Origin of the sequence: Arthrobacter rhizophilus (assembly GCF_026241105.1) — a bacterium.
In the GTDB taxonomy this organism is placed as follows: domain Bacteria; phylum Actinomycetota; class Actinomycetes; order Actinomycetales; family Micrococcaceae; genus Arthrobacter.
In genome coordinates this window covers 41,595-63,086 of the sequence record NZ_JAPFFT010000019.1, presented here as the reverse complement: position 1 = coordinate 63,086, position 21,492 = coordinate 41,595, and the positions used below count along the sequence as shown (strand labels likewise).

At 63.1% G+C, this 21,492-nt stretch carries 18 protein-coding genes, 1 tRNA gene and 2 pseudogenes; 6 read left to right on the top strand and 15 right to left on the bottom strand.

Annotated features, from left to right (window positions below; genetic code table 11):
- Window positions 1-165: 165 nt before the first annotated feature.
- A tRNA-Leu gene (locus OOZ51_RS15755) sits at window positions 166-247 on the top strand.
- Between the two features lie 548 nt (window positions 248-795).
- Window positions 796-894, top strand: a pseudogene (locus OOZ51_RS15750) (flap endonuclease); the annotation flags it as partial.
- 197 nt (window positions 895-1,091) lie between these two features.
- On the opposite strand, the gene OOZ51_RS15745 reads toward OOZ51_RS15750, so the two are convergent.
- From OOZ51_RS15745 to OOZ51_RS15715, 7 genes are all read right to left on the bottom strand, one after another.
- Window positions 1,092-1,604 (bottom strand): SDR family oxidoreductase, encoded by a 513-nt coding sequence (locus OOZ51_RS15745; RefSeq protein ID WP_265980751.1) that lies wholly within the window; start codon window positions 1,602-1,604, stop codon window positions 1,092-1,094.
- 83 nt (window positions 1,605-1,687) lie between these two features.
- Window positions 1,688-2,482, bottom strand: a complete 795-nt coding sequence (locus tag OOZ51_RS15740; RefSeq protein ID WP_265980726.1) for an enoyl-CoA hydratase/isomerase family protein — start codon at window positions 2,480-2,482, stop codon at window positions 1,688-1,690.
- Window positions 2,479-3,732, bottom strand: a complete 1,254-nt coding sequence (locus tag OOZ51_RS15735; RefSeq protein ID WP_265980725.1) for a CaiB/BaiF CoA transferase family protein — start codon at window positions 3,730-3,732, stop codon at window positions 2,479-2,481. Before OOZ51_RS15735 ends, OOZ51_RS15740 begins: the two co-directional genes overlap by 4 nt.
- Window positions 3,729-5,024 carry a DUF3500 domain-containing protein gene (locus OOZ51_RS15730; protein ID WP_265980724.1) on the bottom strand — a complete coding sequence of 432 codons (1,296 nt, stop codon included), beginning with the start codon at window positions 5,022-5,024 and terminating at the stop codon, window positions 3,729-3,731. The genes OOZ51_RS15735 and OOZ51_RS15730 overlap by 4 nt, the downstream gene beginning before the upstream one ends.
- Window positions 5,021-5,881, bottom strand: a complete 861-nt coding sequence (locus OOZ51_RS15725) for a fumarylacetoacetate hydrolase family protein (RefSeq protein ID WP_265980723.1) — start codon at window positions 5,879-5,881, stop codon at window positions 5,021-5,023. The genes OOZ51_RS15730 and OOZ51_RS15725 overlap by 4 nt, the downstream gene beginning before the upstream one ends.
- Window positions 5,882-5,909: 28 nt before the next feature.
- Window positions 5,910-7,325 (bottom strand): MFS transporter, encoded by a 1,416-nt coding sequence (locus tag OOZ51_RS15720; RefSeq protein ID WP_265980722.1) that lies wholly within the window; start codon window positions 7,323-7,325, stop codon window positions 5,910-5,912.
- 182 nt (window positions 7,326-7,507) lie between these two features.
- Window positions 7,508-8,488, bottom strand: coding sequence for a LysR family transcriptional regulator (locus OOZ51_RS15715; protein ID WP_265980721.1), 981 nt, complete (start codon window positions 8,486-8,488; stop codon window positions 7,508-7,510).
- Window positions 8,489-8,690: 202 nt separating this feature from the next.
- On the opposite strand from OOZ51_RS15715, the gene OOZ51_RS15710 reads away from it, so the two are divergent.
- From OOZ51_RS15710 to OOZ51_RS15700, 3 genes are all read left to right on the top strand, one after another.
- Window positions 8,691-10,346 carry an FAD-dependent monooxygenase gene (locus OOZ51_RS15710; protein ID WP_265980720.1) on the top strand — a complete coding sequence of 552 codons (1,656 nt, stop codon included), beginning with the start codon at window positions 8,691-8,693 and terminating at the stop codon, window positions 10,344-10,346.
- Window positions 10,347-10,457: 111 nt separating this feature from the next.
- Window positions 10,458-11,360, top strand: coding sequence for an alpha/beta hydrolase (locus tag OOZ51_RS15705; protein WP_265980719.1), 903 nt, complete (start codon window positions 10,458-10,460; stop codon window positions 11,358-11,360).
- 11 nt (window positions 11,361-11,371) lie between these two features.
- Window positions 11,372-12,769 carry an amidohydrolase family protein gene (locus tag OOZ51_RS15700; protein WP_265980718.1) on the top strand — a complete coding sequence of 466 codons (1,398 nt, stop codon included), beginning with the start codon at window positions 11,372-11,374 and terminating at the stop codon, window positions 12,767-12,769.
- A 512-nt stretch (window positions 12,770-13,281) separates the two neighbouring features.
- Here the strand turns inward: OOZ51_RS15700 and OOZ51_RS15695 are convergent.
- The 6 genes from OOZ51_RS15695 to OOZ51_RS15670 all read right to left on the bottom strand — a co-directional run bounded on the left by OOZ51_RS15695 (window position 13,282) and on the right by OOZ51_RS15670 (window position 18,358).
- Window positions 13,282-14,085 (bottom strand): formyltetrahydrofolate deformylase, encoded by an 804-nt coding sequence (locus tag OOZ51_RS15695; RefSeq protein WP_265980717.1) that lies wholly within the window; start codon window positions 14,083-14,085, stop codon window positions 13,282-13,284.
- Between the two features lie 16 nt (window positions 14,086-14,101).
- Window positions 14,102-14,608, bottom strand: coding sequence for an MBL fold metallo-hydrolase (locus tag OOZ51_RS15690; RefSeq protein WP_265980716.1), 507 nt, complete (start codon window positions 14,606-14,608; stop codon window positions 14,102-14,104).
- An 85-nt stretch (window positions 14,609-14,693) separates the two neighbouring features.
- Window positions 14,694-14,870: a hypothetical protein gene (locus tag OOZ51_RS15685; protein WP_265980714.1), complete on the bottom strand. Its 177-nt coding sequence runs from the start codon at window positions 14,868-14,870 to the stop codon at window positions 14,694-14,696.
- A gap of 254 nt (window positions 14,871-15,124) precedes the next feature.
- The gene (locus OOZ51_RS15680) at window positions 15,125-16,381 is read right to left on the bottom strand and encodes a sugar ABC transporter permease (protein WP_265980713.1); all 1,257 of its coding nucleotides are present in this window, start codon (window positions 16,379-16,381) and stop codon (window positions 15,125-15,127) included.
- Window positions 16,378-17,190, bottom strand: coding sequence for an ATP-binding cassette domain-containing protein (locus tag OOZ51_RS15675; protein WP_265980712.1), 813 nt, complete (start codon window positions 17,188-17,190; stop codon window positions 16,378-16,380). Before OOZ51_RS15675 ends, OOZ51_RS15680 begins: the two co-directional genes overlap by 4 nt.
- A 91-nt stretch (window positions 17,191-17,281) precedes the next feature.
- On the bottom strand, window positions 17,282-18,358 hold the full coding sequence (locus OOZ51_RS15670) for an ABC transporter substrate-binding protein (protein ID WP_265980711.1): 1,077 nt from the start codon (window positions 18,356-18,358) through the stop codon (window positions 17,282-17,284).
- Between the two features lie 204 nt (window positions 18,359-18,562).
- Between OOZ51_RS15670 and OOZ51_RS15665 the strand changes: the two genes are divergently transcribed.
- Entirely contained in the window at window positions 18,563-19,372 is an 810-nt protein-coding gene (locus tag OOZ51_RS15665; RefSeq protein ID WP_265980710.1) for a DeoR/GlpR family DNA-binding transcription regulator, read from the top strand.
- Between the two features lie 124 nt (window positions 19,373-19,496).
- Here OOZ51_RS15665 and tal read toward each other — a convergent pair.
- Window positions 19,497-20,228 (bottom strand): annotated as a pseudogene (tal, locus tag OOZ51_RS15660) (transaldolase); the annotation flags it as partial.
- 194 nt (window positions 20,229-20,422) lie between these two features.
- On the bottom strand, window positions 20,423-21,475 hold the full coding sequence (locus OOZ51_RS15650) for a 2-hydroxyacid dehydrogenase (protein ID WP_265980709.1): 1,053 nt from the start codon (window positions 21,473-21,475) through the stop codon (window positions 20,423-20,425).
- Window positions 21,476-21,492: the final 17 nt, after the last annotated feature.

Here is a 21,492-nt window from a genome sequence, read left to right as displayed (position 1 = left end):
TGACCATCTTAGTTGCACCCGGTCCCTGCGTATGATTTATTGCTCGGCCGAGCCGGTTCTGGAAAATAGCCTATCTGCATGTAGAGTAGTTTCGCGCACTGCAACAGGGAGCGTTGAGATCTGCAAAGACTTCGACGGCGGTTAGTCTTGTTCCAGTGTTTCCGCGCCCGAGTGGCGGAATTGGCAGACGCGCCGCACTCAAAATGCGGTATCGAAAGGTGTGTGGGTTCGAGTCCCACCTCGGGCACAGCATTCCCCCTCGTCAGAGGGGGTTTTTGCTTTAACGTGTGTACAAAGCTTGTGGTCAGGTCCCTCTGACGCTAGGGTCGCGGGCTGTGGCCTGGCCGCCGCGGTGGCCTGTTCAGGTGTGTGGGTGGCGGGTTCAAGTCCCTGGCTAGTGGGCCTTCCGCTTGCTGTGGCGTGGGGTTATCGGTTCCTCGTTCCGGTTCTGTCTGGTTGGTCGTGGATGGCCAACACCAGTTCATGGTTCGGGGTGCTGGGTACTACATGATGAATCCGACTTTGGCGCGGAAGTCTCCTTGAGAGCTACTTCGAGTCCTAAGGGGGCGCTGTGCCTATCGGTTTGTCCTGCCAAAGGGGGTGTGGACAGTGTCCACACTTACGTCTGCTTTTATGGAAGTGCCGATGGTGGTCCGCCCCTGAGCCGTCGACGTACATTCACTCAATGCGTGTGCCGGCTCGGAGCTACGGTACGTGGGGGACTGTCCCCGGGTTTTGTTGACTGCTTGACCTAGCGAGCGGATGCTCGTGGAAGGATTCTGAGAGGTCGATGGCTTACCCGAGCAGTACGCCGACGACGCCACGCTGCGCGGGGACGCCTCCGACGGGCCGCCGGGCGTGGCCGGGATCGGCGAAAGGACGGCGGCGTCGTTGCCGCGTTAGCCGGCCGCAGCACATACTGGCTCCCATCGGTCGGGACACACATCGTGCCGCGCAAAATCATCGGGGACAGCAAAAACTGGAGGTCCGTCCCTCAAGATCTCGGGACGGGCAGACAACACACCAGCGGCCGTGACGGTCAGTTCAGCATCTGGCGAACGACCGAAAGGCATACCCAAAAATCGGCCTTGTTATAGGAGGTGGGTCATAGGCCTCCCGCGAAACCAAGGTCGGATGACCCCGGGCGGCCTGATTAGGCTGCCCGGGGTCATCTCGCGCAGTTGGGGCTTGTCCATCGATTCGCGCTGGCTAGGTATTCCTTGGGATGGGGGTCGTTTTAGCGTTGGTAATTTGACGCGTGGATCAAGGGCGAGGGAACCAGGATCGACGGCGATCATGCCGCCGTCGACCGGCAACACGGCGGCGTTGCTGTACGACGCTTGATCTGCGAGCAGCCAGGCGATGACCCGTCCCACCTCACATGCCTCGGCCGGCCGGCGACTTGGCACGAAGGAGGTGGAGACAGAGTATGCGTCCTGGGGTTCCAGTCCGAGTTCTGCCCCGTACTCCGCCATTTCCAGGTCTGCCATTTCCGTCCGGGTCCATCCTGGGCATACAGCATTCGCTCTGACCCCGGATGGTCCCGGAGGGGCGGATGGTTGGTTGGCTGGCTTGTAATGCGGCGGAGCGGTTGTCGTTGCGATATTCGGCGGTCCGTGTGACCGCCAGGGCCGCTCCGCCGCGGTCAGGGTAGGCTGGCTGCCGCCTATTTTCTGCTGGTGACCGGCTACCGTTTGTGCCGCCCCAGGAATGCCGCAACACGTTGGGGGAACTCCACGCGGTCCGTGGCCCGCAGCGCGACGGCTGTGTGCCGTGACTGCTCGGTCAGTTGCTTCAGGGCCGCATTCACGGCTGACTTTGCTGTCCGGAGCGAGGCTGCAGAGACCGTATTCCATCCGGTCAGGGTCTCCTTGAGGGTTCTGTCGAGGTCCTCATCCGGAACAACGGTGCTGATGAGTCCCATTGCGGCGGCGTCCGGCGCCGGGAGCATTCGGTCGCTGAAGAGGAGGTCCTTTGCCCGTGAAGGGCCGATCCGTTCAGCCAGCCGGGCGGCGAATGCCGGCGGGACGAGGATCCCTAGCCGGGATACTGGCATGCCGATCTTCGCAGACTCTCCAGAGATCTGTATATCGCATGCGAGGGCGAGCTGACACCCTGCCCCGGCGGCGATGGTCTCAATGACTGCCATGGTAGGCATGGGCAACTGCTCGATTGCCTGCATTGTTCGTTCCATTTGCGCGAACGTCTCGTCCACGTCCTGTGCCGTCGCGTTTTCCCATTCCCGGAGGTCGGATCCGGCACAGAAGTTCCCGCCGCGCCCACGGATCACCACGCCGTTGAGAGACTCATCGGCTGCCATCACGGCACACGCTCTTTCCAGAGCTTGCCAGTCGGCCAGGCCGAGGGCGTTGAACCGCCGCCCGGTCCCGATGGTTATGGTGGCGATTCGGTCCTGTAGTTGCAGGTCCACCGGGTTTTCAGTGGCTGTTTCGGTGTTGTCGGTTTCGGTTACGGGTGTCACTGGATGGCTCCGGAGAGCTGCATTTCCTTGATGGCGGTGTCGTTGTATCCGGCGCTCTGGAGTACCTCGAGGGTGTGTTGGCCCAGTAGCGGCGGCGCGGTTCGCACCGCGGCCGGTGTCCGGTTCAGTTTGATGGGGCAGCCGATGACTTTCAGGGGCCCGGCTTCGGGGTGGTCGAGGTCGGTGATCATGCCGCGGGCGATGACCTGGGGGTCGTTGAGTGCCTGGTCCACGGTCTGGATGGGGCCGGCAGGGACGCCGGCGGCATCAAAGCGTTGGACCCATTCCCGGGTGGTGGCCTGCCGGAGTGTTTCCTGGACCAGTGGGATGAGCTCTGCCCTGTTGGTGACCCGCAGCGGGTTGGTGGCGAACCGGGCGTCTCCGCTGAGGTCCGGACGGTCGACAGCGTCTATGAACCGTTTCCAGAGGGCGTCGTTTCCGACGGCGAGCATGAGGAATCCGTCTGATGTGGCGAAGGCCTGGTAGGGGGCGATGGTGGGGTGTGCGGATCCGTATCGTTGGGGGACCTCGCCGCTGGCGAGGTATCCGCTGGCGAGGTAGGTCAGCCATGAGACCGAGCCGTCGAGCAGGCTGATGTCCACCCATTGGCCGGTTCCGGTGCGGTTGCGTTCCTGGAGTGCTGCGAGGACGCCGATGACAGCCCAGCTGCCGGCGATGAGGTCGGAGGCGCTGTTCCCGACGCGGACGGGCGGACCGGCGGGTTCGCCGGTGACGCTCATGATGCCGCTGCGGGCTTGGGCTATGGCATCGTAACCGGCGCGTTGGGCCTCGGGCCCGGTTTGGCCGTAGCCGCTGATGGAGGCGTAGATCAGGCCCGGGTTGTCCCTGGAGAGCTCGTCGTAGCCCAGGCCCAGGCGGGCGGCGGTTCCCGGGCGGAAGTTCTCGACGACGATGTCAGCCGTTGCGGCGAGGCGTTTCACTGCCGCCAAGCCTTGCGGGTTTTTCAGGTCGACGGCCAGGCTTTTCTTGTTCCGGTTTACGGAGAGGAAGTAGGCGGCCTGGGTTCCTTGGAAGGGTGGTCCCCAGTGCCGGGTGTCGTCGCCGAGGCCTGGTTGTTCAATCTTGATGACGTCCGCGCCGAGGTCAGCCAGTGTCATTGTTGCGAACGGGCCCGAAAGGATCCTGCTCAGGTCCAGAACCACGAGCCCATTAAGTGGCCCTTGGGCCGGTCCATCGTCCGCGTCGGTGGTGGGTTCCACCGTCGGTGTGTGGGGTTGGGTGATGGTCATGTTTGTGTCGCCATTTCTTTGTTGCCCCCTGAAGCGGTTGTCGCGGTGTCGCTGGCTGTGGACGCTTGCCGGAGCAGTTCGTGTCCGTAGTCGTTGCCGTTGGGGGTGCGCATCAGGGTATGGATGTGGAACTTTTTCGGTTCGGTGTTGTTGAGGAAGACGCCGCAGTGGTGGTCGAGTTCGAGGATGACGACGGGGCTTTGAATGCGGTAGTAGAAGGGCTCGTCGTCGCCGTATCCGCCGATCCAGGAGAACCAGGTGTCCTGGTAGTGGTCACTGATCTCGCGGCGGCGCGCGGCGGCGGGACCGGCCGGGAGGTACCCAGTGAAATCTTCGATGATGTCCTGGACGAGGGCCTGGGAGGTGTCGTCCATGTCGGTGAGCCGGATGCCCTCGTAGGGGATGACGCGGTTGTCCTGGAACGCACCGGCGAGGTGGCGTTCGTCGCCGGGGTGCACCCGCCCTGCGGGCATTGCCGGGTCCACAAGGTGTGCATAGGTCTGTGCTTTGTCCCGCAGGTCCGGGGCGAGGTTCTGCATGAGCTTGCGGGCGGGTTCTATCCGTCCTTCGAAGACTGTGGTGCCGTTGAAGGGGCCTTCGTCGATGGTGTTGGGTTCGGCTCCGAAGAAGACCGGGGTGATGACCATCTGGGTTCCGGCGACGAAGCAGTTCAGCGCGAGGTGGTGGCCGAACAGCTGCCATCCCCAGGGTTGGGTGTGTGAGGGCTGGCCGTAGAGCGCGAAGTTGTAGCTGTAATCGTTCATCAGGGCCGGCAGCCCGACCATGTCGCCGAGGAACCCGTTGATGCGCATCAGCGTACGCGCCAGGTCATAGCCGGATTCGCTCAGGCTGGCCTGAACGATGTCCAGGACCAGGGCCCGGGTCTGCTCGTCTTGGTATTCAAGGCGCAGCCCGGTGTCGTGCTGCATGAATTCCGGGTTGGCCCAGGTCTGCCAGTGAGGTGCATCAACCGAGTAACAGAGCTGTTCCCTGGCTTTCCCGGACAGTTGGTCCAGGAGATTCGTGGCGGCGGCGGTCATCGCCTCAACGGGTGCTTCTTCGCCCGGCCGTGCAAGGGTGAGCTGGTAGAGGTCCTGGATGAGGTTGCCGTCGCTGGTGACGCCGCGGAAGGGCTGGAAGTACAGGGGCTCCCAGCTGCGGATGAGGTCACCGGTGAAGGCGTCCTTCCGGGCCGCTTCGCGGTAGCCGTAGGCGTCCAGGCCTTTCAGCTCCTCGATCCGGGGATCACCTGGCGGGTAGAGGTATTGCCGGTATTCGGCGGGGGCGCTCACGGGGTGGCCCCGTGCCGGTAGTCGTTGCCGACGATGGGGGTCGTGAGGACACCGAGTTTGTCGACTTCGACTTCGACGACGTCGCCGGGTTGCAGGAGCCATTGGGGGGTACGTGCGTAGCCGACTCCTTCGGGGGTGCCGGTGCAGATGATGTCGCCCGGACGGAGGGTGAAGGTGCGGGAGATCAGGGACAGGGTCTCCCCGAGGTCATAGATCATGTCCTTGGTGTTGCCGTCCTGCACCGTTGTCCCGTTGACCCTGGTCTGCACGCGCAGGCCTTCGCGAAGGTCCCCGACCTCATCGGCGGTGACGAGCGGGCCGAGCGGGCCACTGTTGTCCCCGTTCTTTCCCAGGATCCACTGGGAGGTCAGCTTCTGCGCAACCCGGGAGGTCAGGTCATTGAAGGTGGAATAGCCCACGACTGCCTTCCGTGCTGTTTCGGCGTCCGCGTCGACCAGGGGGCGGCCGATGTAGGCTGCGATTTCGCCTTCCCAGTCCAGTCCTGCCTCGTTGGCCGGTACCGGGGCGGGCACGCCGTCCACGCTCAGGGACTGGGTCCAGCGGGCGAAGAGCGTCGGGTGCGGGGGGAGTTCCTGGTCCTTGTAGCTTCCTTCGGCCGCGTGGGCACGGTAGTTCAGGCCAATGCAGATCACCCGTGCCTCCGGGAGCACCGGTGGGACGATCCGGACATCTTCGGTGCTGAGCAGCTGCCCGTCGGCCGGTTCGTTCCCCAGCCAGCGTGCGGGATCGGCCCAGAAGCCCTGCAGGGTTGTCAGGACCCTTGCCTTGCCGTGGCCTTCGGTGACTGCTATCCGGGTGTCATCGGTGCCGGGGGTGCGTACGCCGATCAATTTCATGGTGAAGTGCCTTTCGTTCCGCCCTGTGTCAGGCGGAGATGTCTTCCAGTGAGCGGTTGCGGGTTTCGATGCCGGCGGTCCCGATGACCAGGGCACCCACCAGCGCGAAGCCGCCGAGCAGGGCGAAGATGGTGCCGACTCCGCCGCTGTCCAGCAGGGGGCCGATCAGGAAGGGGGACAGGACGCTTGCGAGCCGGGCGAGGCTGCTGGCCGAGGAGCTGGCGAAGCCGCGCATGCGGGTGGGGTAGAGCTCGGCGGTGTACATGTAGAGGACGGCGGCCGGGACGCTGATGCCCAGGGCGATCAGGCAGCCGGTGGTGAAGAGGACCTGCCAGGAGGTGTCCCCGAACGTCGTGGTCATGACCCACCCGTAGGCGCCGGCGGCCGTGGCGACGCCGAATCCGATGAGAAGGGACGGCTTGCGTCCGATCTTTTCGACCAGCCAGGCGCTGATGTTGATGACCAGGATGACGACAATTCCGATCAGGACAGTCAGGAGCAGCGAGTTTGCCGAGGGCAGGTGGCCGACCTTGACGTAGAGGCTGGGCAGCCAGACGGAGTAGCCGTAGATCACGAAGTATGCGGTGAACCACAGGAGGGCCAGCATGATGGTGCGGCGGCCGTACTGTCCGCTGAACAGCTCGGAGGCCTTGAAGGGCTTGTGTGCAACGGCCGGAAGGGGTTCCGGTTCGTCCAGGACCTTGCCTCGGGAGGTCGCTTCGGTTTCCATCTTGCTCACGTAGGCGTCGGCTTCCTCGTGGCGTCCGCGCTCGGCGAGCCAGCGGGCCGATTCGGGCAACGCGAACCAGGCCCAAATGGCGACCAGCAGCGGAATCACGCCGATACCCAGGAGCACCCGCCAGGCAAGCTGCGGTGCCAGTGTGGAGGTCAGGGCAAGAGCGACCAGGGGGGCGAAGAACAGGCCCCAGGAGAACGCAGACTGGTACAGCACACCGACCCGGCCGCGGCTCTTGCGGCCGAGGTATTCGTTGATCAGTGTTCCGGCGATCGGGACTTCGGCGCCCAGGCCAAGTCCCTGGACCATGCGGAAGATCAGCAGGCTGGTGGAGGACCAGGCGAAGGCGCAGGCTACGGAGAGCAGCGCGAAGATGACCATCGCGCCGATGAAGGTCTTTTTCCGGCCGAACCTGTCGGCGAGCAGGCCGATGCAGATGGCGCCGATGAACTGGCCCACGTAGCCGGCGCTGATGATCAGGCCGGCTTCGGCGAAGCTGATCTTGAACGCGGACACCACGATGGACAGGACGACGGCAAGGCTGATGGCGTCGAAGCCGTCGAAGAACGTGCCGGTGCCCAGGATCGAAGCGATCTTGACGTGGAAGCGGCCGGTCGGGACGCGGTCAATCCGTGCCGCGACCATGGAAGGGGAACCTGACGCGCCGATGGATGCGTCTGTTGGTTCGGAGGTCTGAGGATGCCTCATCTTGATCTCCTTCGATACAAGACATGATGGGTAGGTTTCACAGCGCCGGCGCTGGCGGGCCGGCTAAAGGTGCCTGGTCGCCGCGATGGCTGAGGGCCGCCGCCGCCGCGCCCTGAGGTGCTGGTGAGTTCCATCACACCAGCCCTTCCGCCATAAATCAAAGAGATATTAGTTATAGAAAGCTATTCAGGAAGTTGATAGTCTGTCCGGCCCGCTGAGGCGGAGGCGGGTAAGTCTTGGTGGTAGGTGCGGAACTGCTCCCGCAGCCAGATGACCGCGGGGTCATCGAGGTTGCGCGGGTTCCAGACCATGTCGATGCCGAAGGGTCTGAAGGGCACCGGGCTGTCGAGGATGACCAGGTTGCTGCTGGCGGCGTACCGGCGGGCGATGCTGCCCTGGATGACGGCGAGGAGTTCGCTGTCCTCCACGGTGTGCAGCATGGTCAGAAAGTTGTCGCAGATGAACCGGGGCTGGACATGGATGCCTTCGGCGGCCAGCAGCTGCATTGCGTGGACACGCAGGCCGTCCTGTTCGTAGACGGCAAAGGGTGCGGTGGACAGGGTCGATCGTGTCAGCGGTGTCCGGGTCCTGGGGTTCTCTGTCGCTGCGATGATCACCCACTCCTCCTGGTAGAGGCGCTCCCGCGGGTGCTCAACGGGAAGGTGTTCCGGGACAAGGATCAGGTCAACTTCCTGTCCGCCAAGGATCGAACCTGGGTCACGGGGAAGGTCCAGTGCCTTGAAGGAGATCCCCGGCGCGAGCCTTTCGAGGGACTTCATGACCGGGCGAAGAGCGGTGATCGCGGTCGAGGATGAGGCGCCGACGACAAAGCGCCTGTTCGATTCTTCCGGCTGGAACCTGGGCTGCTCCAGGATTTGGCTTGACAGGGCATTGAGCAGCTCATCCACCCGCAGCTGGAGATCGGTGGCCCGTGAGGTCAGTTCGTACTTGTTGCCGATCCGGACCAGGAGTGGATCGCCCAGGAGGCTTCGCAGCCTGCGCAGGCTGTTGCTCATGGCAGGCTGCGTGATGCCCAGGGATTCTGCTGCCCGGCTCACGTTCCGGTGCCGCAGCAACGACTGCAGAGGCACCAGCAGGTTCAAGTCCACGTTGCCCAAATTGCGCTTCTGCATCGCCGCCACTTCCTTTGTTATTAGTTTCATGAATAGCCACCTATGAAAATAATCTCTTGGACTTATGGGTTGACGCAATGGTGAGGTGGGGGTCACAAGGAAGAAACGCAACCCCGGTCGCTCCGGTCGCCAAGGATTTCCTTCTCCAAGAATGGCCAGCCGGTTCTTCCGTTACATCACACACCCCCATCGGGGTCCGACTCCGGGGTTATCAGTACAGAGAGGTACTTTCATGGAAAACGCCACGCAGGCCGCTGGCCGGGTCATCGTTATCGGAGCCGGGCCCGTTGGCCTGAGCGCCGCCGTCGAACTGGGTCTTCGCGGCATTCCGGTCACCATCATCGACCCCGTGGTTGACCTGTCCGAACGCGTGCATCCCCGTGCCCGGATCGTGAACCTGCGCAGCACGGAACACTTCCGCCGCTGGGGAGTGGCGGACACCGTCCGCGACCACTCTGCCTTCGGACCGGACTGGCCCACGCAGGTCCAGTTCCGCGCCAGCCTCGCCGGCTACCGGATCGCCGCCTTCGAAGACGCCTTCTTCACCGCACCCACCGATACCGCCCTCTACCCGGAACCCGCCATCCAGATCCGCCAGTCCGATGTTGAATTCGGCATCCGTGAACGGCTGGCAGGCCTGACCAACGTCGAGAAACTCTACGGCTACGAGGCGCTGGAGGTCAGCCAGGATGAAGAGAACGTCCACGTCCTGGTCCGCTCCCGCGACGGCGGGGAACGCCGCCTGACGGGCTCCTACGTCATCGGCGGTGACGGCGGGCGCAGTATCGTCCGCCGGGCGTTCGGGTTCGAAATGATCGGCAAAACGGCGATCTCCCAGAATGTGCAGATCCTCTTCGAATCAAAGGACCTGTACAAGACCCTGGATCTGGAACCGGCCATGCAGTACTGGTGCCTGAACGACGAGTTCCCCGGATTCGTGCAGACCACCTCACCGGACGGTGAGTTCATCCTCAGCCTGCACAAGCTCCAGGACGTCAACGCGTTCACGCAGGAGCAGGCCGAACTCGCCGTCCGGATCGCCATCGGCGCCGATGTACCCTTCCGCATCATCGGCCTTGACCCCTGGGTCATCCACGCCCGGATTGCCGACAGCTACCGGCGCGGGCGTGCCTTCGTCGTCGGGGACGCCGCCCGCCAACACTCCACCTACGGTGCCCACGGGATGAACATCGGCCTCAGCGACGCCGCCGACCTGGGCTGGAAACTCGCCGCCGTCATCCAGGGCTGGGCACCGCAGGCACTGCTGGACACCTTCACCTCCGAGAGACGCCCCATCGGCGTCGGCGTCCTGGAACAGGCCACCCGCAGCTTCTCCAAATCCGCAGTGGACCTCGTCGTTCCGGGAATCGCCGATCCCGGCCCGGAAGGCGACGCAGTCCGCACGGCACTGAGCGCCGTGATCCTGAAAGAGAAAGCACCGCAGTTCCGCCACATCGGCACACAGCTCGGATACACCTACGCCGGCTCACCCCTGGTCGTCCCGGACGGGACAACAGCCCCCGAATGGACGCCCAACGCATACGTACCCTCGGCCGTCCCCGGCTCCCTGGCCCCGCACGCCTGGCTGGCCGAGGGAACATCCATTTACGACAAGTTCGGCCAATGGTTCACCGTCGTGGATTTCGGCCACGAGGATGCCTGGAACATCGACAGCTTCCTCGAGGCCGCGCGGCAGCAGCGGGTCCCCGTGACGGTGCTGCGGGAACCCTCGCAGGAGCTCGAAACACTGTACGGGGCGCGTTTTGCGATCATCCGGCCGGACCAGCACGTCGCCTGGCGCGGGGATACACTTCCCTCCGCGGAGGTCTGGGCGACCGTGACAGGCCACGTGCTGCAGCACTCCACCGCGGCGGCACCGGCCAACTAAAAGCCGGGCGGGGCGCCGGCCGCCAAGGCGCTCGGCGGGCGCCCCGCCTGTTACTTCATTGCCACGCCGAACCATGGCCGGGGCAGGACCGACACTTGATGGGAACACACCATGACGCAACAGCAGACAAATGTTCTGAAGGGCCTCAGCTACGGCAACGGGGCAGCCGGCACGCTGAAACTGGATCTCTACTGCACCGAAAGTGCACAACCCGCGCCGGTCCTGATCTACCTTCACGGAGGAGCATGGATCACCGGGCTCCGCGACGAAACCCCCGAACGGCTCCACAACCTCGCCTCACAGGGAATCGCCGTTGCCTCCATCGACTACGACTTCGTCCAGGACGCCGCCTTCCCGGCGCAGCTGGAGAACATCAAGGACGCCCTGGCCTGGGTGAAAGCCAACGCCGCCGCATACAACCTGGACCCGCGGCGCATCGCCCTGGGAGGGGCCTCCGCCGGCGGATACCTGGCCACGATCAGCGCCCTGCTCCTCACCGAAACTTCCCCCTCCAACACGACAGCCCGCATCGGTGCGATCGTCGCGCTCTTCACCAACTTCGACCTGACCTCCGCACGTCCGAAACCGGTGCCCAACAGCGGACTCACCGTCCCGGCCTTCATCGCCAACTCGCCCGTCCCGGCATACTTCGGGGGCACGCCCCCCACGCCGGCACGCCGGCAGGCCCTGCTGGCCGGAGTGCCCGAAGAGGAACTGAACGACGAGATCCTCGCCAACCTCAGTCCCATGGACCGGCTCCACACCAACACCCCGCCGCTGCTGATCATGCACGGAACCGCCGACGGCGTCGCTCCGGTCGCCCAGTCAATCAACTTCCACGACCGCGCCCAACGCCTCGGACTGCAGGCCGAACTCAAGCTCCTGGACGGCGCCAACCACGAAGGACCCGAATTCGACAGACCCGAAACAGCGGAGTGCATCGCGGCCTTCCTGACTCACGCCATGCCCACAACATCTGACCGAGGCCTTCAGCCAACGACATCCCATAAGTGACGGTACAAGCCATGCAGCAATCCCAGCGGACTATCATCGAAAACGTCGCAGTTCTCAGCCTCGACGAACACGTCGGTGAACTCGGCAGCGCCACTATCACCATCGATGGCGGTCGGATCACCAGCATCGAACCGACGCCGGTAAATCCACGAACGGCCCCTGACCACCGCGCAGGTGACGAAGTCATCAACGGCTCGGGCCTCCTGGCCCTGCCCGGCTTCGTGGACACGCACCGGCACACCTGGCAAAGCGCCATCAAGCACAGCTACGCCGAACTGGATCCCAGGGTGTACTTCGCCGAGGTACTCAAAGGTCTCGGCGCCTCTTACCAGGCCGGGGACGTCTACATCGGCAACAAACTCGGCAGCTACGCAGCCCTCAGCGCAGGAACCACCACACTCTTCGACTGGTCACACGTCCAGAACTCCCCGGAACACTCCGACGGCGCCATCGCCGGCCTGCGTGAGTCGGGCATCCGCGCGGTCTTCGGCCATGGATGGCCAACCTCACCCGATGACTCCTGGACGGACAAAAGCCTCAGGCCCCACCCCGCGGACATCCGCCGGATCCAGAACGAGTACTTCTCCCAAGGCTCTCTGGATGACCGGATCAGCCTGGCCATGGTCGTCCGGGGCCCGGAAGAAGCAGCACCGGGAATCTGGCACGACGAGCTCAGGCTCGCCCGCGAACTCGGGCTTCGCGTCTCAGTCCACACCGGAGCCTACGCACGCAACGCCAACGCCGCCGCCGTCCAGCAATACGCAGACGCCGGACTCCTCGGTCCTGACATGACCTTCGTGCACTGCAACCACCTCACCGACCAGGAACTCGGGCTCATCGCCGACAACGGAGCAACCGTCTCCCTCGGAATTCACTGCGAAATGAACTCCCAAGGCGTCGGCGAGATACCCTTCCACCGGCTGCTCCAAGCCGGCATCCGCCCTTCCCTGAGCGGAGACACCGAAACCAAATGCACCGGTGATATGTTCACCCAGATGCGCATGCTGTGGGCCTACCACCGCTCCACGCTCACAAGGATAGGTCCCGAACGTGCTGCTCAAGCGCCGACGGTGACGATCAGGGATATCCTCGGCTACGCCACCATCGAAGGAGCAAAGGCCATCGGACAGGAAACCGACATCGGCTCGCTCACTCCCGGGAAACGTGCAGACATCCAGCTCATCGACACCAACGCCCTCAACCTCGGACCCGTACAAGACCCCGCAGCGTCCATCGTCCTGGCCGCACACGAAGGCAACGTCCGGCACGTACTCGTGGGCGGCAAATTCGTCAAACGAAACGGTCTTCTACTGGGCGTCAACACAGAAGAGCTAATGGACGAAGCCCGCCGCTCTCAACAGAGCCTGTTGGAACGCGCGGCCAAGTACAAGTCCATGGCCGGGGTCTGACACAACTGCACGAAGCCCCTGCCAGACTGCGTCTCTTCACCACACATGCCTGGCCATGCGCCAACTGCCGACCTTGGCTTGAGCATGAGTCGAGAACAGTGACAGCGCGTCCCAGTTGATGGAAGGGGACAGTCAATGACCTCAACCACTGACAAAGCCGTTCCCCTGCCAATTTCCGATCACCGATAATTGATCTTCCGTCACTGCCTCGGCCGACAAATCCATGCTCGCTGATTACCCTGCCGGAATTGAGGGCGACTTTGACCCGTCCATGGCCGGGGTCACTTCAGGTTAATCCACGGCTGGAAATCGGGAGCCGTTGGGGTAGCTCTCTGGTAGCAGTCGCGGTGGACAACCTATGAGAATTGTCCCCGGCTGTGGGCGGCCGCCGCAGCAAACTCTTCACCGTCCAGCGGAGAGTCATTACCCAAATGCTGCCGCGTCTAGGCAAGGGTCGTTCGTCAGGCTGGGGTGGGCCCTAAGTTGAAGAAACTCTTAGATCTTCGTCCGCACTAATAATCCTCCGGCTGCTTCGGAGGTTGCCGCGTGGGTGGTGGTTTGGGGGCTACGCAATGGGATTGACGATGGCGTAGCGCTAGGCCGTGAAACCATACTGGCTTCAGGAGATCGACCGCTTCATCGAGGGCGGCGTCCAGTTCCATCCGGGTCTGGTGGATGTTGATGGCCCGGCCATCCAGCTGCCGGGTGAGGTCGTCGCTGAGGACCTGCATGTAGCGGGCCAGCACCACCAGTTCAACGTCGAACGTGTCCACCAGTTCCAGCAACCGGGCCTCGGCCGCTATCTTGGTGGCGGCGGTGACCGGCACGTGGAAGAAGGGGATTCCGTGCCATTCCACGAGGCTCTGGTGGTCCGTGTGGTTGGAGTCAAACGCCGCGATCTCCACCGGTAGTTCGCCGGTTCGGGCGCGGAACAGCAGGTCGTTGAGACAGTGCCCGAATTTGGACACCATGATCAGCACGCGGCGCTTGGCGCCGTGCCGCTCCAGCCGCCAACTCATCCCGTAGCGTTCGGCTACCGGGCCGAACGCGGCCCGCAGAGTGTCCGCGGTGGAGGAATTGCCGTCGGACGCGAAATGCACGCACATAAAAAAGTGGCGCTCCGACCGTTCGCCGAACTGCTTGCTGTCCACGATGTCGCAGCCGTGTTCGAGCAAGAAGCCGGAGACGGCGTGGACGATGCCGGGCGTCTCCGCGCAATCCAAAGTCAGGACGTGTTCGCCGGCCGCAGAGGCGAGATACTGGCGGGACCACGGCCGCAGGAGAGTTCTCGTCGGAGTGGTTCGGCCCCACGTCATCTCCCTTTTGGCTACCCTAGTGCCCAGCGTGGCGGCAATACCCAGCCCGGCGCCGGGGTAAGCGGCCTTCAGCGCAGCTTCCGCAGTGGCGGCATCCGGAGCTTTCGCAACTGTTGTTTCGAAGAACCGCAGGTAGTCGCGGGTGGTGGATCGAGGTCAGGTCGATGAGCGAGCCGGTGACCCGGTGGCCTGCGGAGACGAAGCTGGGGTTGAGGGGATCGAAACTATCGAGTACGCGGATCCACTCCTCGCGCTGCTCGCGGGTGGGCGAGTTTGCGGTCCATACATGCAGGCCTTCGAAGAGGACACCGCCGATGAGGACGCGCTCGGCTGGCTCATAGACGAACCACGCGCGGTCACCGAGGTTCGTGCTGGCCTGGCGTATCTCAAGGACAACGCCGTCAACGGTCAGGTAGGTTTCTGTCAGGGGTGCGATGGTGATCAGGCGTGAGGGCAGGTTGGCGCCCAGATGCGCCCAGGACACCAGCTTCTTCTCGTAGGTGTCTTTGAAGTGTTCGATCACGTCATCCGGGGCAAGGAACGCGCCTCGGGGAATGCTTCGGCGATTACCTCAGCTCCGAAGTAGAAGTCAGGATCGCCGGCGGTGATCAAGACAGTCTGAAGGGACCTTCCGGAGTCGAGTACCTCGGCGACGATGCGGTGGCCGTCTGCGCGGGTGACCCGGCATCGACGAGCAGTGCTTCGGATTCACCGGTTACCAGGACGCTGGTCTTGTTCAGGGACGAATCCGGCGCATCGATGACGGTGTAGTTCAATGGGGTCATGGCGTGTACCTTCGTTTGGGAGACGAGTACAAAGCGGGCTTGGGAATGACGTGGCGAGTGAGCATGCGCTGGTTCATCGGCACGATCCTCATGAGTGGTTGCAACATAGGCCCACGAATGTGCCCCGCCGGCGAATCCCTGAAGACGAGAGAGCACTCTGCCGTCTGACAGAGGCTCTCTCGGCATCACCGTTTCTGCACAGATGCCAGCGGGGCCACCACACGTCGTGGCTTTGCGATCTTCGGCCGTTTCGTTCAGGCCCTGCCGTGGGACGTTCGGGACCGGCGTGATACCGAATCGAGTGTTACCGCCAAGAGCAGCACGACACCGGTGACCATGAAACGGAATGATGAGTCGAGGTTCAGCAGGGTGAGGCCGCTGGAGATTGACTGGATGACGACGATTCCGAGGATGGCGGCGAAGGCGCTGCCCCGGCCGCCGAACAGGCTTGTCCCTCCGATCACGGCCGCTGCGATTGCGTTCAGGTTTACGTCGCCGGTTCCGCTTCCCTGGTTGGCTGCGGCCAGGCGGGCTGCTGCGAGGAGTCCGCCTACCGCGGCCAGGGTTGAGCAGGTGATGAAGACAGAGGTGTAAATGGCTTGGACGTTGATGCCGGCCCTGCGTGCTGCTTCGGGGTTGCCGCCGACGGCGTAGACCGAACGGCCCCACTTGGTGCGTTTGAGCATGTAATTGAGGATCAGTGTCAGTGCGATGAAGAATACGAACATCCAGCCGACGCCGCGGCCCTGGTTGAGGTACCAGACGGCCACGCCGAGAGCTATCAGCAGAAGGGCGGCTCGCAGGGCGATGTTCTGAAGAGACATTGCGGACAATCCGGCGTTTCTGCGGGCGCGGGCGTGGAAGTAGTCGGTGGCAAGCAGGCCAGCCGCTGCAGCTGTTACCAGGACGTAGGACAGCCAGACTGGCACAAATGCCAATTGGGCAAAGTACACCAGGGCGGAGTCGAAGGGCAGGTTGATGGATCCCTTGGCGCCGAGGATGTAGAGCTGCAGCCCCAGGAATCCGAGGAGGCCGGCGAGGGTGATGACGAAACTGGGAACGCCGAAGCGGTTGAAGATTTGTCCGTACACCCAGCCGACGGCTGCTCCCAGGGCAACTGTTGCGAGGATGACCAGCCAGACGGGCCAGCCCATGTTTACCGATGTGACTGCGACGACGGCAGCTGCCAGGCCGCTGACGGAACCGACGGATAGATCAATTTGGGCTACCAGCAGGACGGAGACGATGCCGAGGGCGATGATTCCGACGGCTGAGCTTTCCATGGCAAGGTTGACCAGGTTTGCGGGGGACAGAAAGATCGGGTTCAGCGCCTGGAGAACGGCCCAGATGACGACCAGCCCGGCGATGACGGGCAGGACGCCCAGGTCTCCGGACCGGGTGCGGTCCAGGAGCGCTTTGTATTGTCCGCGCAGTCCGGTGCGGTCTTGGAGTCTTTCGTCCTGCAAGTCCAGAGCAAGGGGGCCTGGTGTGGGTTGTGTCTTGGTGTTCATGATGTGGTCTCCTGGCTGGTGCTGCGCGCGGCGGACCGTCGTGTGACGACGTTGTCGCTCGCTCCGGTGATCGCGGCAATGAGCTCTTCAGTTGAGACATCCCCTACGCGGAAGTCTCCGTTGTTGCGGCCGAGGCGGAGTACGACGACGCGGTCGGCCACTGCCTGGACGTCGGCCATGTTGTGGCTGATCATGATGACGCCGTGGCCGCGTTCACGCAGTCGTTCGACGAGGTTGAGCACTTCGGCGGTCTGTGCCACGCCGAGCGCTGCGGTTGGCTCATCGAGGATGACGATTTTGGGATCGCCGAGCAGGGACCGGGCGATGGCGACGGTTTGTCGTTGACCGCCGGACAGGGAGGCGATCTGTGTCCGGACGGAGGGGATCTTGGCTGAGAGTTGCTTCAGTAGTTCCCATGAACGGACTTCCATGTCTACTTCGTTCAGCCGGAACGGCGAGAGTTCCCGGCCAAGGAAGAGGTTGTCGACGACTGTGAGGTTGTCGCAGAGTGCCAGGTCCTGGAAGACGGTGGCGATGCCGAGGTGCTGTGCGGCGGCCGGGCTGGAAATGGAGACTTCCTGGCCGTCAAACTCGATGGTGCCGGAGTCTGCCGAATGCACTCCGGAGAGTACCTTTACGAGCGTGGATTTGCCGGCGCCGTTGTCACCGACGACGGCGACAACCTCGCCTGCGGCGACGTCCAGTTCGATGTCCATGAGCGCGGCGACGGCTCCGAAGGACTTGTTGATGCCGCGCAGTGACAGCAGTTGGGTGTTTCCTGCTGCTGCGGCGGTGGGTTCTGTTGCCATGATTTTTCCCTGTTGTTTCCTGGGGTTTTAGAGATGTTGGGGGTGGAGTCCCGGTGTCCGAGTGGGCACCGGGACTCCTTTACGTGAATGCCTAGTTGATGCCTGCTTTGGCGCAGGCCGCCGCGTAGGTGGAGGTGCATAGCTCGGAGGCCTTCATGATTCCTGTGTCCACCAGCGTCTTTTTGAGGTTGTCCGCGGTGACCACGGTGGGGACGAAGAGTTCCGAGGGGGTGTTGAACAAGGTGGTTTTGCCTGCAGGCTTTTCACCCTTGGCAAATGAGTAGGCAATCTGGGCGGCGGCTTCAGCTACGGTCTTGATGGGCTTGGAGATGGTGTTGTACTGATCCCCGGCCACGATGCGCTGGGCGGCCGCGAGTTCGGCGTCGTTGCCTGTTACTGGGGGGACGTTGGTTCCGGCGGCTTTGAATGCCGCGATGGCACCGCCTGCCGTGCCGTCGTTGGCGGCGACAACTCCTGCGATCTTGCCGGGGAACTGGGTGATCTGTCCGCTGGCCCAGTCCTGGGCCTTGGTCGGTTCCCAGCCCGGGGTGTCAAACTCGGCGAGGAGCTTGAAACCACTCGGGTCAACGGCGGAGTGGATGCCTTTCTTGATGAGCCCGGCGGCTGCGTCGGTAGGCGAACCGTTGACTTGCAGCAGTCCTCCCTGGGCGTTGCTGGCCTTCAGGTGGTCCACCAGGGACTGGGCGATCATCGAGCCGATTTTCTCGTTGTCGAAGGAAACGTAGTAGTCAGCAGGGGCATCAGGGATGGGCCGGTCGTAGGCGATGATTGGCACGTTCTGCGCCTTGGCTGAGTTGACGATCGTCGCGGCAGCTGCCGAGTCCACCGGATCAATGACAATAGCTTTCACTCCCTGAGCGAGTGCTGAGTTTGCCTGTTCCTGCTGCTTTGCCGCGCTGGCGTTGGCGTTGGAATACACCACGGTGCATCCTCCGCAAAGCTCCTTGACCTTCGCCTCAAACAGAGGCTTGTCGAACAGTTCGTACCGGGTTGAGGCAATATCCGGCATCAGAAACGCGATTTTCGCGGCCGAAGCGTCGCCGGTGCCCGCTCCTGCAGAGCCCTGTGAACCGCAGCCGGTGACGGCAGCGCCCAGAACCGCAGCTGTGGCGGCTGCCGTCATGATGCGCACGTAGAAGTTCTTCATTGAATTCTCTTTCTTGAGGTGAGCCAAGCGAGTTGGGGCATCCGTGACCTCAACTTGTATGTCGAGAATAACAGGAAAAGTGTGAATTTACTCACCTTTGTTGATAGATTTTTTCATAGCTTGTGTGGGGCATATCCTAGGCGCAGGCCTTGTCGCGACGAATCACGCAGGAGTGGACCGGCGGCACAGACGAAAGGGAGCATGATGAACGACAGTCCCGGGCTCAAGAAGCCGCGCATCAACCGGCAGCGGCGGATCATTGAACATGTGGTGGGAGCGGGGTTTTCCAGTGCCGCCGATCTTGCGGCTCTCACCAACGTCAGTCTGATGACTATCCACCGTGACATCGATGATCTGGCAACGCGGGGAATCCTGCGGAAGGTCCATGGGGGAGTTTCGGCGCTGCCCTCGACCGTGTTTGAGGCCAGTTCTGAGATCCGGATGCAGATGCAGCCCCAGGCCAAGTCGGCGCTGGCACGCAAGGCTTTGGAAATGATCGAACCGGGAATGTCCGTGATGCTGGATGATTCGACCACGGTGTTCGCGCTTGCCCGTTTGCTCAACGATGTGGGGCCGTTGACGGTCATCACGAACTACAGGCAGGCAATTGAGCTGTTCCGGGAGAACGATGACATCCGTTTGATCGTGACCGGGGGGCAGTATTCGCGGACGCATGACTCTTTTATCGGCTTGCCGGATGACGGCTCGTTCAGCTCGTACGCGGTCGATGTCGTGTTCCAGTCCACATCAACAATGGGCGCTGAGATGACATATCACCAGGAGCAGGATGTCGTTCACATGAAGCGGGCGATGCTGAAGTCCGGCACAAGGCGGGTGCTGATGATGGACGGGTCCAAAGTGGGGCGGACATCCCTGCACCACTACGTTCCGGTGAGCGATTTCACCGACCTCATTCTTACCGACGATGTCTCTTCCGAGTTCAGGGAAGCAGTATCTGAGCACACGACCCTGCACATCGCACCGTTGCGTTCCACCCACAGCCAGACGGGGTAAGCGGTCCGCGGGAGGGACATTCCCAGCACGCTGATCCGCATCGAAGACTGGCCCCTGGCGCTGATGGCGGGACAGGCCACTACTGCCGCCCGGTCCAGGGAGCAGCAGAGCCATCACCAGGAACCTACTCAGCCGGCTGCCTCCGAAGGGCATCTTCGACGTCGCCCAGCAGTTCCTTCCAGCTGGCCACGAACTTGTCCAGGCCCTCGGACTCAAGCAGTGCCACAACGTCGTTGTACGAGATTCCCAGGCCCTCCAGTGCGTTGAGGACGCTGTTCGCTTCCTCGTAAGTACCGGAGACGGTGTCACCCGTAACCACGCCGTGCTCGAAAGTGGCGTCGAGGGTCTTCTCCGGCATGGTGTTGACTACGCCGGCGGCGACCAGCTCGGTCACGTACAGGGTGTCCGGGTATGCCGTGTCCTTCACGCCGGTGGAAGCCCACAGCGGACGCTGCGGCAGCGCGCCGGCCTCGGCCAGGACTGCCCAACGCTCGGTGGAAAACAGCTCTTCGTAGACCTGGAAGGCCAGGCGGGCGTTGGCCACCCCGGCCATTCCCATGAGTGACCTGGCCTGTAGAGTGCCGATGGCGTCGAGGCGCTTGTCGATTTCGGCATCCACGCGGGAGACGAAGAACGAAGCAACGGAGTGGATCTTGGAGAGGTCGTGGCCGTTTTCCTTGGCCAGCTCCAGGCCCGACTGGAAGGCGTTGATGACGGCGCGGTAGCGCTCCAGGGAGAAGATCAGGGTCACGTTGACACTGATGCCCTCGGCCAGGGTTGCCGTGATGGCCGCGAGGCCTTCAAGGGTTGCCGGGATCTTGATGTGGACGTTGTCCTTGTTGACCTTCTTGTACAGTCCTTGGCCTCGGCGAGGGAGTCCTTCGCCGCGGCGGCGACTGCTTCTGCGGTGATGCCGAATTCCTGGAAGAGCCGCTTGTAGTCAGCGGAGGCGCCGAAGTGCTCGAGGCTGATGGAGTGTCCGGCGTCGCCGACGAATTCCCGCCGGGTGCTTCTCTCTCCAGTAGTTAGGGTCGGGGCGTCGGCGCGGTTCTAGACCGTTCCTGCTGGCATCAGTGCTTCGGGGTTGGCGCAGTGGGCCAGGGGTTCCCCGTTCAGGTACCTCCGCACATCCGCAGCCACAATCTGTGCTGCCTTGTTGGCCGTGGCCTTGCTGGCCCCGGCCAGGTGCGGGGTCATGACAATATTCGGTGTTGTCAGCAGCCTGGAGGCAGCGGGAATCGGTTCCTCGGGGAAAACGTCAAAGGCGGCCCCGAAGAGGTGGCCGGAGTCGAGGGCGTCGCAGAGTGCGTCGTAGTCCAGCAGGGCGCCCCGAGCACAGTTGACGATGATGGAGCCGGGCTGCAGGGCAGCGATCTGTTCGGCTCCGATCATGCCGGTCGTCTCGGGCGTGACACGTGCATGAAGGGTGACGACGTTTGAGCGGGCCAGTAATTCGTCGAACTCAACCTTTTCGGCCTGTCCGGCCAGTACGTCCTCCGTGACGTACGGGTCGTGTACGAGAACGGTTGCCCCGAAGCCTTGAAGCATGCGGGCAACCCGACTGCCGATGGCGCCGTAACCGACCAGGCCGACGGTGCTGCCTTCCAGTTCGGGGCCAACGTTTTCGTACATGTAGTAGTCACCCCGCCACGTTCCGGCGGACAGGTCGGCGTTGGTCTGGGGGATGCGGCGCATCGCGGCCAGCATCATGCCAAGGGTGTGCTCCGCTGTTGCTGCAGCGTTGCGTCCAGGCGCTGACGTTACGGCTACACCGTGCCGGGTCGCCGCTTCCAGGTTTGCATTGACGGGGCCTCCGCGGCTGATGCAGAAAAGTTTGAGGTCGGGGCATGCTTTCAGGACTTTTTCGGTCAGGGGGGCCATCTGCGTGACGCAGATTTCCACTCCCTGCAGGGCTTCGATGAGTTCATCTTCGGTCCCGGAGGCTTCATCAACTTCGGCGACCCGGCCGAAAGGGACAACAGGCCAGGGCAGGGTGAGTTCGGTGAAGGAAACGCTGCGGTCGGTGACTTCCCTGGCTACGGCGCCCATGAGCAGGTCATTGAGTACGAAGTGGTCGCCAGCGGCGAGAATGCGGGTGGTCATGATGGGGATCTCCTTGC

Coding starts and splice junctions, on each gene's coding strand:
- OOZ51_RS15735 (WP_265980725.1), bottom strand. CDS start 3,732: ATGACCATCACCCAACCCCACACACCGACGGTGGAACCCACCACCGAC.
- OOZ51_RS15725 (WP_265980723.1), bottom strand. CDS start 5,881: ATGAAATTGATCGGCGTACGCACCCCCGGCACCGATGACACCCGGATA.
- OOZ51_RS15720 (WP_265980722.1), bottom strand. CDS start 7,325: ATGAGGCATCCTCAGACCTCCGAACCAACAGACGCATCCATCGGCGCG.
- OOZ51_RS15715 (WP_265980721.1), bottom strand. CDS start 8,488: ATGAAACTAATAACAAAGGAAGTGGCGGCGATGCAGAAGCGCAATTTG.
- OOZ51_RS15710 (WP_265980720.1), top strand. CDS start 8,691: ATGGAAAACGCCACGCAGGCCGCTGGCCGGGTCATCGTTATCGGAGCC.
- OOZ51_RS15705 (WP_265980719.1), top strand. CDS start 10,458: ATGACGCAACAGCAGACAAATGTTCTGAAGGGCCTCAGCTACGGCAAC.
- OOZ51_RS15700 (WP_265980718.1), top strand. CDS start 11,372: ATGCAGCAATCCCAGCGGACTATCATCGAAAACGTCGCAGTTCTCAGC.
- OOZ51_RS15695 (WP_265980717.1), bottom strand. CDS start 14,085: ATGACGTGGGGCCGAACCACTCCGACGAGAACTCTCCTGCGGCCGTGG.
- OOZ51_RS15685 (WP_265980714.1), bottom strand. CDS start 14,870: ATGACCCCATTGAACTACACCGTCATCGATGCGCCGGATTCGTCCCTG.
- OOZ51_RS15680 (WP_265980713.1), bottom strand. CDS start 16,381: ATGAACACCAAGACACAACCCACACCAGGCCCCCTTGCTCTGGACTTG.
- OOZ51_RS15675 (WP_265980712.1), bottom strand. CDS start 17,190: ATGGCAACAGAACCCACCGCCGCAGCAGCAGGAAACACCCAACTGCTG.
- OOZ51_RS15670 (WP_265980711.1), bottom strand. CDS start 18,358: ATGAAGAACTTCTACGTGCGCATCATGACGGCAGCCGCCACAGCTGCG.
- OOZ51_RS15665 (WP_265980710.1), top strand. CDS start 18,563: ATGAACGACAGTCCCGGGCTCAAGAAGCCGCGCATCAACCGGCAGCGG.
- OOZ51_RS15650 (WP_265980709.1), bottom strand. CDS start 21,475: ATGACCACCCGCATTCTCGCCGCTGGCGACCACTTCGTACTCAATGAC.